The organism is Pantoea sp. GCM10028869, from assembly GCF_042666835.1.
GTDB lineage: Bacteria > Pseudomonadota > Gammaproteobacteria > Enterobacterales > Enterobacteriaceae > Pantoea > Pantoea leporis.
Genome location: NZ_JBHTGO010000001.1, coordinates 184,520 through 197,015, shown reverse-complemented (window position 1 = coordinate 197,015; position 12,496 = coordinate 184,520). Strand labels below are relative to the sequence as shown.

The 12,496-nt window shown below is 53.7% G+C and carries 14 protein-coding genes; 7 read left to right on the top strand and 7 right to left on the bottom strand.

Annotation, left to right across the window (positions count from 1 at the left end; translation table 11 throughout):
* Positions 1–33: 33 nt before the first annotated feature.
* The 3 genes from ACFQW4_RS00980 to ACFQW4_RS00970 form a co-directional block, all read right to left on the bottom strand.
* Positions 34–369, bottom strand: a complete 336-nt coding sequence (locus ACFQW4_RS00980; protein WP_008106908.1) for a multidrug efflux SMR transporter — start codon at positions 367–369, stop codon at positions 34–36.
* Positions 370–417: 48 nt separating this feature from the next.
* Complete coding sequence (locus ACFQW4_RS00975; protein ID WP_377723225.1) at positions 418–861, bottom strand: DUF417 family protein; 444 nt, start codon at positions 859–861, stop codon at positions 418–420.
* Between the two features lie 76 nt (positions 862–937).
* Entirely contained in the window at positions 938–1,195 is a 258-nt protein-coding gene (locus ACFQW4_RS00970; protein ID WP_217548336.1) for a YdgH/BhsA/McbA-like domain containing protein, read from the bottom strand.
* A gap of 91 nt (positions 1,196–1,286) precedes the next feature.
* Here ACFQW4_RS00970 and ACFQW4_RS00965 point away from each other — a divergent pair, with 91 nt between their 5' ends.
* Together ACFQW4_RS00965 and ACFQW4_RS00960 are read left to right on the top strand one after the other, a co-directional pair.
* Positions 1,287–1,937 (top strand): TetR/AcrR family transcriptional regulator, encoded by a 651-nt coding sequence (locus tag ACFQW4_RS00965; protein WP_377723978.1) that lies wholly within the window; start codon positions 1,287–1,289, stop codon positions 1,935–1,937.
* Positions 1,938–2,024: 87 nt separating this feature from the next.
* The gene (locus ACFQW4_RS00960) at positions 2,025–3,095 is read left to right on the top strand and encodes an ABC transporter substrate-binding protein (RefSeq protein ID WP_377723223.1); all 1,071 of its coding nucleotides are present in this window, start codon (positions 2,025–2,027) and stop codon (positions 3,093–3,095) included.
* A 93-nt stretch (positions 3,096–3,188) separates the two neighbouring features.
* Here the strand turns inward: ACFQW4_RS00960 and ACFQW4_RS00955 are convergent, their stop codons facing one another.
* On the bottom strand, positions 3,189–3,977 hold the full coding sequence (locus ACFQW4_RS00955; RefSeq protein WP_377723221.1) for a sulfite exporter TauE/SafE family protein: 789 nt from the start codon (positions 3,975–3,977) through the stop codon (positions 3,189–3,191).
* Positions 3,978–4,094: 117 nt separating this feature from the next.
* Between ACFQW4_RS00955 and ACFQW4_RS00950 the strand changes: the two genes are divergently transcribed.
* Positions 4,095–4,865 (top strand): helix-turn-helix transcriptional regulator, encoded by a 771-nt coding sequence (locus tag ACFQW4_RS00950; RefSeq protein ID WP_101761575.1) that lies wholly within the window; start codon positions 4,095–4,097, stop codon positions 4,863–4,865.
* Between the two features lie 119 nt (positions 4,866–4,984).
* On the opposite strand, the gene ACFQW4_RS00945 is transcribed toward ACFQW4_RS00950, so the two are convergent.
* Entirely contained in the window at positions 4,985–5,863 is an 879-nt protein-coding gene (locus tag ACFQW4_RS00945) for a LysR family transcriptional regulator (protein WP_101761576.1), read from the bottom strand.
* A 122-nt stretch (positions 5,864–5,985) separates the two neighbouring features.
* Between ACFQW4_RS00945 and ACFQW4_RS00940 the strand changes: the two genes are divergently transcribed.
* On the top strand, positions 5,986–6,837 hold the full coding sequence (locus ACFQW4_RS00940) for a Vmh family MBL fold metallo-hydrolase (protein WP_377723218.1): 852 nt from the start codon (positions 5,986–5,988) through the stop codon (positions 6,835–6,837).
* A 126-nt stretch (positions 6,838–6,963) separates the two neighbouring features.
* Positions 6,964–7,851: an aromatic amino acid DMT transporter YddG gene (gene yddG / locus ACFQW4_RS00935; protein WP_377723216.1), complete on the top strand. Its 888-nt coding sequence runs from the start codon at positions 6,964–6,966 to the stop codon at positions 7,849–7,851.
* Positions 7,852–8,009: 158 nt separating this feature from the next.
* Here the strand turns inward: yddG and ACFQW4_RS00930 are convergent, their stop codons facing one another.
* Together ACFQW4_RS00930 and ACFQW4_RS00925 are read right to left on the bottom strand one after the other, a co-directional pair.
* Positions 8,010–9,212 (bottom strand): FAD-dependent oxidoreductase, encoded by a 1,203-nt coding sequence (locus ACFQW4_RS00930; RefSeq protein WP_377723214.1) that lies wholly within the window; start codon positions 9,210–9,212, stop codon positions 8,010–8,012.
* 54 nt (positions 9,213–9,266) lie between these two features.
* Entirely contained in the window at positions 9,267–10,202 is a 936-nt protein-coding gene (locus ACFQW4_RS00925) for an AraC family transcriptional regulator N-terminal domain-containing protein (RefSeq protein WP_377723212.1), read from the bottom strand.
* A gap of 111 nt (positions 10,203–10,313) precedes the next feature.
* Between ACFQW4_RS00925 and ACFQW4_RS00920 the strand changes: the two genes are divergently transcribed.
* Together ACFQW4_RS00920 and ACFQW4_RS00915 are read left to right on the top strand one after the other, a co-directional pair.
* The gene (locus ACFQW4_RS00920) at positions 10,314–11,147 is read left to right on the top strand and encodes an oxidoreductase (RefSeq protein ID WP_377723210.1); all 834 of its coding nucleotides are present in this window, start codon (positions 10,314–10,316) and stop codon (positions 11,145–11,147) included.
* Positions 11,148–11,264: 117 nt separating this feature from the next.
* Positions 11,265–12,416, top strand: a complete 1,152-nt coding sequence (locus tag ACFQW4_RS00915; RefSeq protein ID WP_377723208.1) for a DDE-type integrase/transposase/recombinase — start codon at positions 11,265–11,267, stop codon at positions 12,414–12,416.
* Positions 12,417–12,496: the final 80 nt, after the last annotated feature.

Below are 12,496 nucleotides of genomic sequence, written 5' to 3'. Positions count from 1 at the left end.
CAGGGAAGCCTGTGCTTCCCTGTTATTACTTCATTAATGCAGAATGGTTTTGGAGAAAACCTGAATCACCACAATGCCTAACCCGATTAACATCAAGCCCGCCATTGCAGCGAAATCTAGTTTCTGGTTGTAGAAAAAATAAGACATGACCGACACCAAAAATATACCCATTCCGGCCCAGATAGAATAAGCAATGCCGACATTCATCTGTTTAACCACTTGAGATAATCCATAAAATGAAATGGCATAACCTATTACCACAACCACGCTGGGAATAAGGCGTGAGAATCCTTGCGAGGCCTTCATCATGGTTGTGGCAATCGTCTCAGCGACGATGGATATCGCCAGTATCACGTAAACATTATTCATAAAGCCCTTTTAAATGCCCGAGAGTAAACACGCGTTATAGAGTAGCTGTTAGAGGTTGTTTTTCCAACGGATTAAATCGCGCTTCAGTAACGTCAGACCAATCGCCACCACTATAATATCTTTAAAAATAAACGAATCGAGTCCGCCTAACTGCGGTAACAAACTCAAGGTAACTAACCCGGTAAGTATCAACAATCCAGCGCCGATCATACCTAACAGTGGACGTTTAAAGCCTGCGATGAGCAGAATAACCGTCGTCATCTCCACTACGCCCAGGAAATAGCTGCTGCCATGGAGACCGAGGAAGTAGGGAAATATACTCAGCCATGTTTTTATAAATATGGGTTCCAGCGCCTGAACTTCGAATTCAAACCACTTAGCCACACCAAAAACCAGGAAAATAATAATCACCGATAATCGCAATACCATCGGTTCTTTGCTCGCGAGGAAATGGACCACTCGTGAAGTACAGACTTGATTAGCTGTTGTCATAATAAACTCTCCAGTGATTTATGCAGCCAGCTCAATAAGAAATGAGCTGGCATAAAGTCATGGTTCATGATGTCGATTACATCTCAACGCTGTCATATAAGGTGGCGGTGGCATAACCCTGCTGACGCGTATTGATATAGGTCACTCGATAAAAATCACTGCCCGTCATCTCGGCTTTCGCCATTAGTTTTGTCACCAGTTCACTGTGCGTGCCGCCCTGCACGCTGATACTGCCGGAACGCACCACATTTTCACTGCTGTTACGCGTGAGTTCCTGAGCTGCGTTAGAGAAAAATGGGATCAAAACCAAAACTGCGATGATTGCGCTTTTCATAATATCTTCCTTTTGTTAGTGTTCGCTAAAATATATAACGCAACCGAAGAGCAAACGCACCACATTTTATTAGTGAACGCTAATATATGTGATGGATTTATCAGAAAGTTCAGGTGGGAAGGGAGTTATGTCAATGAATGTCAACAAAAAATCAGGCAGACCACGTTTGTTACCCAAAGAAGAGCTGGCGGCGATCATGTTCTCGATCTTTGCTGACAAAGGTTATGAAGCCACCTCACTCAACGATCTTACCCAGGCAACCGGTACCAAGCCCGCCACCTTGTACCAGGGATTTGGTAATAAAGAAGGGATGTTTATCGCTGCGCTTGAACATTACAAAGCGACGTGGCTGGCAGATTTAGAGGGGATTCTTTCCTCTGAAGAATTGAGTTTTAGCAACAAGATTAAGCAGTTCCTGTTTTCGGCATTTAACCTTTTTTCCTGCGAAGGCAAACCGCCAGGCTGCTTGTTGGTGTTTTCCGCGCTCACATTTCGCCCTGAAGCCTCATCGTTAGGCGCGGAGTTATTCAACGAACGTCATGCATTTAAAGCGTGGATAATCGAGGAAGCGCAGCTTGCACAGCAGAACAACACCCTTTCATGCAAATTATCTCCTGACGAAGCCGCTGAATTTATTCTGACTTTTGAAAGTGGTTTAGCCCTGATGGCGCTGGATAATCCCGACCAGGAAGTGATTAACAGTATGATCGATAAGGTGATCGATGCAGTAATGTGCGAGTGATACTGAGCATTGTGATGTTAAAAACAGTCATATCTCCGCTTACTTAATCGCTATATACTCCGGTGCATATCGAATTCAGGAGCCTCTATGCACCTCTCTTTTAAGCGGATTATTCTCGCGGGATTACTGACTTTTACCTCGTTGCATAGCTATGCCAGCCGCATCGTGACCGATCAAATTGGCCGTCAGGTGGAGATTCCGGACAAGATTGATCGCGTGGTGGTGCTGCAGCACCAAACTCTGAACCTGCTAGTGCAGCTCAACGCCACCGATAAAATCGTCGGGATTTTGGCAAACTGGAAACAGCAGCTAGGTGAGGGTTATGCGCAATTAGTGCCGGAACTGACGCACAAAGCGATGCTCGGTGATTTGACGCATGTCGATCTCGAAAAGCTGGTGGCGCTGCATCCGCAGGTGGTGTTTGTCACCAACTATGCGCCTAAAGAGATGATCGACCAGATTTCTGCCCTGGGCATTCCGGTACTGGCGATTTCACTGCGTCACGATGATGCAGGTCAGCAAGGCAAAATCAATCCCAGCATGCAGAATGAAGATCAGGCTTATGATCTCGGCATTAAGGAAGGCATTACGCTGATTGGCAATGTGGTTAACAAGCCAAAACAGGCGCAGGCGCTGATTAATGCCGCCTTTGCCGGGCGCAAAATGGTCAGCGACCGTCTGAAAAATCTGCCTGAGCAGCAGCGCGTGCGCGCCTATATGGCGAATCCCGACCTCACCACCTACGGCTCGGGCAAATATACTGGCTTGATGATGGCGCATGCGGGCGCATTGAATGTCGCTGCCGCGACCGTGCAGGGTTTCAAACAGGTCAGCATGGAACAAGTAGTGGCGTGGAACCCGCAGGTAATCTTCGTGCAGGATCGCTATCCCAACGTGGTGCAGGAGATCCAGCAGGATGCGCGCTGGCAAACCATTGATGCGGTGAAAAATCATCGGGTGTGGCTGATGCCGGAATACGCCAAAGCGTGGGGCTATCCGATGCCGGAAGCGATTGGCCTCGGAGAGCTGTGGATGGCGAAAAAGCTCTATCCGGAAAAATTCCGCGACATCGACATGCAGCAGCAGGCTGATCGCTGGTATCAGCGCTTTTATCGGACGCACTATCATGACAATGCTAAATATTCTGACAGCCGGTAGTTTGCGCGCGGCGTGGCCGGATCTGGTGGCGGCATTTATCTCTTCAGCCACAGCGCAGCTCATCTTGTACCAGCATGGCTTCCAATCCACGGTTTAAACCGCGATAGCCAACAACACCATGCACAACAGCAGCACATAGACACGCGCATGCCAGACATCGGGCACCGCCGGAATACAGCGCCGGGCAAACAGAATTCCTAAAAATCCGGCGACCACCAGCAGCAACAATATCTTCAGGCTGATAAAGCCGAGATAACCGCTGACGGGAATCTGCTGCCAGCCGCTGATGGCGTAAGTTATCGCGCCAAAAACGGCGACCGGCAGCGAAAGCGGATTGGCCGCGCCGACGCAGTCGCGCATGGCATAACCATGACGCCGCAGCAGCGGCACGGTCATTACGCTGCCGCCAACGCCGAGCATGGCGGCGATCACACCAATCATTGTGCCGCCCGCGCTGACGGTCAACCGTGACAACCTTCGCGGTGCAGTGCGGCTAAAGAAGCCTTTCCGCAGCAGGCAATCAGCGATAGTCACCACCATGTAAAACATAAACAGCCTGCGCACCCAAATGTCGCTCATCACGCCCGCCAGCCACGATCCCATCACCGCTCCGAGCGCGATAAACCAAATTAGCGGCAACAAAGGAACATCATGCAATTTGCCAGCCCGCCAGTTTTGATAACTGGCCCAGCCGGCGTTGAAAATCATCACGGCGGTCGAGGTCGCCACCGCGATATGCATCGCCTGAGCCGCCAGTAACAGCTGCTGCGACAGCAGTTGATAGACAAACGGCACCACGACAAAACCGCCGCCAAAACCAAATAGCATCGTGGTAATTCCAGTGGCAAAACCCGCCAGCCCAATAATTAACAGCTCGTTCATCGCCTTTCTCTGCATCATGAAAAGAGCAATGCAGCTTACGCAGCGAGCTGCCCACTTCCCATTCGCGCAGCGCTCATTTACCCTTGCAAATCAGTCAATTTGCGGTGGATGTCGGGGATGCGAAATAGCCACATTGATGAATACGACCATATTGATCGTGACGTGGTGGCGCTGGGCAATGACTACGCGCAGAGATTTGTGCTGCCAGAGCATCGCCATCGCCGCGCACAGTTGCTGTATGGCGCAACGGGTTTGATGCACGTCGCAACGCAGGCGGGCGAATGGGTGGTACCGCCGCAGCATGCGGTGTGGATTCCGCCAAACACTGCGCACAGCGTGAAGTTTGTGGGTGTTTCGACGCGCAGTCTTTATATCGAGCCGGTTTGTGCGGCAGCTCTGCGTGAAAGCGATCGCTGTCGCGTCATCAGCGTCTCGCCGCTGCTGCGACAGCTATTGATTGAAGCCGTTGATTTACCGCTGTTATACGCATCCGATCGCGATAGAGCGCTGGTGCAGTTGCTGCTGCTGGAGTTAGCGGCGATGCCTGCACAGGAATTCGATATTCCGCTGCCGCAACATCCGGCGCTGTTGGCGCAATGCCAGAACTTCTTACAAGCACCAACCATTCACGACCCGGCCGATCGTTGGGCCAACACACTGTTTATGAGTCCCAGCACCTTCCGCCGCCATTTCCTGCAGCAGACCGGTTTGTCTTTTTCCGCCTGGCGACAGCGCGCCTGCGTGGTGACGGCGCTGGCGTGGCTGGTGGCGGGCAAATCCGTTAACGACGTGGCGCTCTCGCTCGGCTATGACAGCAGCTCCGCTTTCTCCACCATGTTCCGTCGCGTCACCGGTCAGGCGCCATCATTTTACATCGACCATAACTGAGCAAAGTTTCACCACTCATTTGGCGATTTCAGGCTGAAATCGGCTTTTTGAGGATACGATCTCATGCATAACACACTGAAAATAATCTAATTTCTTTTGAAACAGATACGTGTCGAAATTCAGGCGGTTAACTGCTGCTGCACCGCATCTAAAAACGCCCGCAGCGCCGCCGGTTGCCGTTCGCGTGACATGTAGAGGCCATAGATCGCCAGCGTTTTTGGCTGATAAGCCGGCAGCACGGTTTGTAGCTTTCCATTGTCGAGGGCGTGACGTGCCTCCATTTCCGGCACCATCGCTAAACCGCAACCGGCAATCGCCGCATCACACAACACCGACGAGATACCGGCGCTGAAATTCCCGTGCACTGCCGCTGAAAGGGTTTCGCCCTGCGCATCAGAAAACTGCCAGCTCTGCCCGGCGAAACGGCTGTAATGCAGGCAATTATGCTGTGCGAGATCGGCAGGCGTTTGCGGCGCACCACGCGCCTGCAGATAGCCAGGCGAGGCGCACACCACCGAAACACATTCGCCTAAACGTCGGGCAATGGCGCCAGGTTCGGGATCGTCGGTAATCCGCACCGCCACATCAATGCGTTCGCCGATTAAACTCACCGGTTGATTGTTGATCTCCAGTTCGATACGCACCGCCGGAAAACGCTCGAGAAATGCCGGAATTATCGGGCCCAGAATATGCGTGGCGGTGGAGTGCGCGCAGGCGACGCGCAAGGTGCCGTGCGGTTCGCTATCCGCACCCTGCTCGGCAATCTCTTCAGCCAATCTCGCCAGCGCGCGCGATTTTTCGAGGATCTCCTCGCCAGCGGGCGTAATGGTCAGTTTGCGCGATGATCGGTGCAGCAAACGTGCACCTGCCCACTTCTCCATTTCATCCAGATAGCGGCTGACCATCGGCCGCGAAATATCCAATGCACGCGCCGCAGCACTTAAGCTGCCCAGCTCGCAAATGCGGTTAAACACCGTTGCCGCCGTAACTCTGTCCATTTGGGCTCCATCTGATCGTTTTATGAAACTGATCATACCCAGTTTCGGGAATTCTACCAGCCAGCAATTTCTCTACAATAAAGCCCTCAAAGACGGCAAGGTGCCGGATAATGGAAAATTCGATGAAAATGAAAACGTTGACGCTGGCATTGGCCTTTGCCGCCCTGCCTGCCTTCGCTGCGCCGCTCAATTTAGACGTGTATAACCCGCAGGAGAACGGCATTTTCCCGGTCTCTTCGACGCTGGTTTCTGGTCCGCATGAAGCGATACTGTTTGATGCGCAGTTCAGCACCAAAGACGGCGAGAAGCTGGTGCAGATGATCAATGCCAGCGGCAAGAAGCTGACGCAGATTGTTATTACCTCCGGCGATCCTGATTTCTATTTTGGTCTGGAACCGATTGTAAAAGCGTTCCCGCAGGTGAAGATCGTGGCAACGCCGGAGGTGGTAAAACACATCGAAGCCAGTAAAGCCGCCAAGCTGGCATATTGGGGGCCGCAGATGAAGGACGGCGCGCCAAAGCAGCTGTATGTTCCGCAGATTACGCATGCCACGACGTTTAAAGTTGATGGTGAAACGCTGGAACTGCGTCACGCCAATGATTACGCGGCTTACGTGTGGGTCCCGGCGAACAAAGCGATTCTCGGCGGCACCGGCGTGGCTTCCGGCATTCACGTCTGGACCGCCGATACGCAAACGCCTGCCATTCGTCAGCGGTGGCGCAATGTGCTGAGCGAGATGCAAAAGCTGCAACCTAAGCAGGTGATTCCAGGCCATTATCTCGGCGAGCGCCCGGCGGGCGATGCGGCTGTTACCTTTACCCTGAACTATCTGCAAACCTTTGAGAAAACGCTGCAGCAGCACAAAGGTTCCGCGCAGGTGATCGAGACCATGAAAGCCGCTTATCTGCATCTGCCGGAGGAGAGTTCATTGGATTTGAGCGCCAAAGTGAATACCGGCGAGATGAAGTGGTAAATAATGTTTCAGTGAGTGTGGTCGCCATAAATGGCGACCAGCATCGCAGCAGTAAATCGAGCAAATACAAAGCACGTTTGATTTGATAGGATTTTGGCCCGAATTTGCGAAATAAGGTGGCGGGTCATGCCCCAAAAGAAGGCGACGCTGATTGGTTTGATGGCCATTCTGCTGTGGAGCGCGATTGTAGGACTGATTAAAAATGTCAGCGAAGGATTCGGCCCGGTAGGCGGTGCGGCACTGATCTACAGCGCCAGTGCGGTTTTGCTGATTTTCACCGTAGGCTTGCCAAAGTTGCGCACTTTTCCGCGCAGCTATTTGATTATCGGCAGCGTGCTGTTCGTCTGTTATGAACTCTGCCTGTCACTCTCATTAGGCTTTACCCACAGCGGACGCCAGGCAATTGAAGTCGGCATGGTCAATTATCTGTGGCCAAGTTTGACCATCGTTTTAGCGGTGATAGTGAATCGACAAAAAACCCATCCGCTGATTGTTCCGGGCGTATTGCTGGCGGTTGCCGGCATTTGTCGCGTGTTGGGCGGCGACCAGGGTTTTTCATTCAGCGAAATCGCCCATAACGTGATGGATAATCCGTTGAGTTACGGCTTGGCGCTGAGCGGCGCGGTTATCTGGGCGGTGTATTGTGTGGTAACCAAAAAAATTGCTAACGGCAGCAATGGTATAACGCTGTTCTTTATCCTGACTGCGCTGACGTTGTGGCTGAAGTTTTTGCTCTCACCCCAGCCGCCGTTTGTGTTATCACCTGAAGTTTGTATCAGTCTGGCGCTTGCTGCGATGGCGATGGGTTTTGGCTATGCCGCATGGAATGTCGGCATACTGCATGGCAACGTGACCCTTTTGGCCGCCGCGTCTTACTTCATTCCGATTATCTCTTCGATTCTCGCCGCCTTTATTCTGTGCTCGCATCTGACCGTCGCCTTCTGGCAGGGCACCGCGATGGTCAGCCTTGGATCGCTGATGTGCTGGTGGTCAACGCGCGTGCAGCAAGCATAATGCTTATCCTGAGAACAAAATTAACTCGTTGATCATTTCCTGCACAGATCGCGATGTGTTGCTACTATAGCGACGCAACACACAGCAATGCGTTGCTACGAGAATTTCAGATTGGTAACCTTTACCTGGCCCGCGCTTAGCGGGCTTTTTTTTGCCGGTTATAAATAACGCGGCTTTTCGGTGCGGAATCCGATGCCAATCAAGCGGCCAAACAGATGGCGCAGGAACGGAAAGCGGCTGATGATCTGCGGCACTTTGCTCGGTGTGCTGCGTTTGCGCTTGTTGCTACTCATTTTGATTTGCAGGAATTGGGTGGCGACCGTCGGGAACTGGCGGCGCTGCTGCACTTTTTGCAGATCCTGCAAGGCAACATTGCCCTGCTGCAGCGGTTTGGTCAGCATATTGGCTGCGGCCACCGCATCCTGAATCGCCAGGTTAACCCCCACGCCGCCAATCGGCGACATCGCGTGCGCAGCGTCGCCGATACAGAGCACGCCAGGTTTCATCCAGTGATCGAGGCGGTCGATGCGAATCGATAACAGCTTAAGTTTGTCCCACTCATCGACTTCCGCCATGCGCTCTGCGCTGAACGGAGCCACCTGCGCCATGGTGCTTTTTAGCGCGTCCAATCCCGCCAGCTTTAACTCGTCGAACTGGTTTTTCTGGATGGTGTAGCCGCACTGCCAGTAATCGCCGCGATCGATGACAATAAAGTTTTGCTTCGGCCCTTTATGGCCCATACCGAGTTGCGGATCGTCGGGATGTTTCTCCAGCCGGAACCACAACACATCGCGTGGCGCACCAAAGCTTTTCCCGGTTAATCCGGCTTTGGCTTTGACCTGCGAATTGCGGCCATCCGCGCCTATCACTAACGAAGTGCGAATAGTGTGACGCTCGTTACCCTGTAACGTTTGCACGCCACTGATTACGCCATCGTCATAAATGAAGTCATCAAATGCGGTGGATTGCAGCAAGGTAAAACCCGGAAATTCAGCGGCTTTTTTGGCGAGAAAGTTGAGGAAATCCCACTGCGGCATAAAGGCGATAAAGCGGCACTCAACCGGTAGACGTGAGAAATCGGCCATGGTGATCTCTTCACCCGCCACTTCCGCCTGCAGCTTCTCCGCGCGCTGGTGCGGCAAGGTGAGCAGCTCATCGAGCAATCCCAGCTGGCGCATGATCTCCAGCGTTGAGGGATGAATGGTGTCGCCACGAAAATCGCGCAGGAAGTCGGGGTGTTTTTCAATAACCACGGCGCGTAAGCCCGCGCGCGCCAGTAAATAGCCCAGCATTAATCCCGCCGGGCCGCCGCCAACGATACAACAATCCGCGCTTATCGCGTTTTCCTGTGCTACCTGCATCCTCATCCTCACGCCAAAAATGATAATCGTTATCATTTATAGCATAACCTTGCGCTAGTGTGATGAAACGAACGTCGAGGCCTGATGCGCCGGCGGCACGGCAAAGTTACGCTGCATGCGTTTGATCTCTTCGGCCGGCGGTAAACCGAACAGGCGTTTGAACTCACGATTAAACTGCGAGGCGCTTTCATAGCCCACCGCGTGACAGGCCGCAGCCGCCGTCATCTCCTGACGCACCATCAACATGCGCGCCTGATGCAATCGCACCGACTTCACATACTGCATCGGCGGCTGATTGGTGATGCTTTTGAAATGGGTGTGAAAAGTGGGCACGCTCATGCCCGCCAGCGACGCGAGTTGTCCAAGCGTCAGCGGCTGCGCGTAGTGCGCGTGAATGTGGCTCAGCGCTTTGCCCACTTTGCCAAATTGGCCTTGCAAGGTTAACGCCGCTCGCAGCGCGCTGCCCTGCGCACCGGTCAGCACGCGGTAATAAAGCTCACGCACCAGCGCTGGGCCGAGCATCTTCGCATCCAGCGGATGATTAAGCGTTGTGAGAAAGCGCAACACCGTCTCGCGCAAAGTCTGATCCATAGGGCTCGACATCATGCTTTGCGCCGCCTTGCACTCAAACACCACATCTTGTTGCTCCAGTTGCAACAGCAATTCTGTCGCCACGCTGAAATCGAGATGCAGGTAAATCGCCAGCAGCGGATGTTCCGCCGATGCCGCGGTTTCCATGGTAAAAGGCACCGGCACCGCAACCGCCAGATAGTGCTGCTCATCGTAGAGATAAACCTGATCGCCAAAGAAGCCGCGTTTCGATCCCTGACAAACAATCACGATGCCCGGGTCGTACAGCACCGGCGTACGCGCCAGCGGCCGATTGGAACGCAGGATGCGCACGTCCGGCAACGCGGTGAGATTGTAACCTTCCTGCGGCGCTAACGTTGTAAGCAGTTGTACGGTTTGCTGCTGGAGCGTTTCTTTCATCGAATAACATCACCTTCATAATATTAGGCAAGAATTAAACAAGATAAGGCCTTATAGCCGTTTCAGCGCCAGAATATTATGCATCCTCTACTTTTTGAGGAGAAACCGCAAATGTCCAACGTTAAAACATTATTCATCACTGGTGTCAGCAGCGGATTTGGCCGCGCGCTGGCACAGGTTGCGTTAAATCGTGGCTATCGCGTAGTCGGTACGGTGCGCAATGCTGCGGCAAAAGCCGAGTTTGAAAATTTGCATGCGGAAAATGCCTTCGCCTATGAATTGGATGTCACCCATTTCGCCGCCATTGAGGCGGTAATTGCCGATGTTGAAACCCAGCTTGGCCCAATTGATGTGCTGGTGAACAACGCCGGTTACGGTCACGAAGGCGTGATGGAGGAATCATCACTGGACGAGATGCGCCGCCAGTTTGACGTCAACGTGTTTGGCGCGGTGGCGATGATTAAAGCGCTGCTGCCCTTTATGCGCCAGCGCCGTCAGGGCCACATTCTCAACATCACCTCGATGGGCGGTTTTATCACCCTGCCTGGCATCAGCTATTACTGCGGCAGCAAGTTTGCGCTGGAAGGGATTTCGGAAACCCTGAGCAAAGAGCTGGCGCCGTTCAATATTCATGTGACCGCCGTCGCACCCGGATCGTTTCGCACCGATTGGGCCGGGCGTTCGATGGTGCGCAGCGCACGCAGCATCGCCGATTATGATGCGCTGTTCGATCCGATTCGGCAGGCGCGTGAAGAGAAGAATGGCAAACAGTTGGGCGATCCGTTTAAAGCCGCCAGCGCGATGCTCGATGTGATCGAAAGCAGTAATCCACCCGCGCATCTGTTGCTGGGCAGCGATGCTTTGGCATTGGTGCGGCAGAAGATGGAATCATTCAGCGCGGAGATTGATCGCTGGGAAGCACTGACGCGATCGACGGATGGCTGATGGAATAATTGCGGTGATATTCAGGTGCGCATGAAGGTACAAACCGGGCTGATGGGTAACACTTTAGACCGGGCACATGGGTAACAGTTATAAACGGCATAGCAGAGGAGACTCACTATGCCCTGGACTGAGACCGTTACCATGCAACGCCTTGATTTCATCCGTGCCTGCGAAGCAGGCACGCATTCCATTTCCGAACTTTGTCGCCTTCACGGTATCAGCCGTAAAACCGGCTATAAGTGGCTCCATCGCTTTGACCCCGGCGACGCCAACTCCCTTGATGACCGCTCTCACGCACGGCTGACCCAGCCCGAAAAAATCCCTCCCGACGTTGCTGACCGGCTGGTTCTCTGCCGCATGCAGCATCCTGACTGGGGGCCCAAAAAAATTCGCCACTGGTTCCTCAACCACAACGCCGACTTCATCGTCCCTGCCGCCAGCACCATCGGCGACCTGTTGAGCCAGGAGAAGCTCGTGCGGGAATGCCCGAAACGCAAGCGTACGCCCGGCAATATGCAGAAGCTCACCGCCGCCGAAAGAAATAACCATGTCTGGAGCGCTGACTTCAAAGGCCGCTTCCGCCTGAAAGACCGCAGCTACTGCCGCCCGTTCACGCTGACGGATAACCACAGCCGCTACGTTCTGGCCTGCGAGGCCGGCGTCGCCGAAACCACGGCGTTCGTCCGTGGGTGCATGGAAAACGCCTTTCGCGAAGGCGGCCTGCCGGAGGTCATCCGCACGGACAACGGCTCCCCCTTCGTGGCGCCGGGCATCCTGGCGCTCACCCAGCTCAGCGTGTGGCTGATGAAGCTGGGCATAAAAACGGAGCGCACGGATCCGGGATGTCCGGGGCAGAACGCCCGGCATGAACGCATGCATCGTTCGCTGAAGGCCGCGCTGAACTGCGGAAATATCTTCGCCACGCAGGCCGAGCAGCAGGCGTGGTTCAGCCACTGGCGTGAAGAGTTCAACCACGAAAGGCCGCATGAAGCGAAGGGGGGAAAGCCACCAGCCAGTGAGTGGACGCCATCGGCACGCCAGTGGGACGGAAAAGTGCCGGAGGTCAGCTATCCGCAGGGTTCGAAGCTGTACAAAGTGGGTGAGAAAGGCAACCTGAGTCTGAACGGCAGGATGTTCCTGAGTTCGGCGCTGCGCGGGGAATACGTGCGGTTCCTGGAAGTGGATGACGGGATCGACGTCATCCTGTTCGACAGGCTGATGCTGGCCTGGTACGACCGGGCAGAAAAACGTATTATCCGGATCGACTGAGCACAAATGTGTTACCTGTGTGCCCGGTCTGATCTGTAACCCATCAGCCCGGTCATACCTGAATGCGCACCCTATAAAAT

What these genes read in the sequence shown, in the direction of transcription:
- ACFQW4_RS00980 (WP_008106908.1), bottom strand. Translation starts at nt 369, where the DNA reads ATGAATAATGTTTACGTGATACTGGCGATATCCATCGTCGCTGAGACG.
- ACFQW4_RS00975 (WP_377723225.1), bottom strand. Translation starts at nt 861, where the DNA reads ATGACAACAGCTAATCAAGTCTGTACTTCACGAGTGGTCCATTTCCTC.
- ACFQW4_RS00970 (WP_217548336.1), bottom strand. Translation starts at nt 1,195, where the DNA reads ATGAAAAGCGCAATCATCGCAGTTTTGGTTTTGATCCCATTTTTCTCT.
- ACFQW4_RS00965 (WP_377723978.1), top strand. Translation starts at nt 1,287, where the DNA reads ATGGATTTATCAGAAAGTTCAGGTGGGAAGGGAGTTATGTCAATGAAT.
- ACFQW4_RS00960 (WP_377723223.1), top strand. Translation starts at nt 2,025, where the DNA reads ATGCACCTCTCTTTTAAGCGGATTATTCTCGCGGGATTACTGACTTTT.
- ACFQW4_RS00955 (WP_377723221.1), bottom strand. Translation starts at nt 3,977, where the DNA reads ATGAACGAGCTGTTAATTATTGGGCTGGCGGGTTTTGCCACTGGAATT.
- ACFQW4_RS00950 (WP_101761575.1), top strand. Translation starts at nt 4,095, where the DNA reads ATGCGAAATAGCCACATTGATGAATACGACCATATTGATCGTGACGTG.
- ACFQW4_RS00945 (WP_101761576.1), bottom strand. Translation starts at nt 5,863, where the DNA reads ATGGACAGAGTTACGGCGGCAACGGTGTTTAACCGCATTTGCGAGCTG.
- ACFQW4_RS00940 (WP_377723218.1), top strand. Translation starts at nt 5,986, where the DNA reads ATGAAAATGAAAACGTTGACGCTGGCATTGGCCTTTGCCGCCCTGCCT.
- yddG (WP_377723216.1), top strand. Translation starts at nt 6,964, where the DNA reads ATGCCCCAAAAGAAGGCGACGCTGATTGGTTTGATGGCCATTCTGCTG.
- ACFQW4_RS00930 (WP_377723214.1), bottom strand. Translation starts at nt 9,212, where the DNA reads ATGCAGGTAGCACAGGAAAACGCGATAAGCGCGGATTGTTGTATCGTT.
- ACFQW4_RS00925 (WP_377723212.1), bottom strand. Translation starts at nt 10,202, where the DNA reads ATGAAAGAAACGCTCCAGCAGCAAACCGTACAACTGCTTACAACGTTA.
- ACFQW4_RS00920 (WP_377723210.1), top strand. Translation starts at nt 10,314, where the DNA reads ATGTCCAACGTTAAAACATTATTCATCACTGGTGTCAGCAGCGGATTT.
- ACFQW4_RS00915 (WP_377723208.1), top strand. Translation starts at nt 11,265, where the DNA reads ATGCCCTGGACTGAGACCGTTACCATGCAACGCCTTGATTTCATCCGT.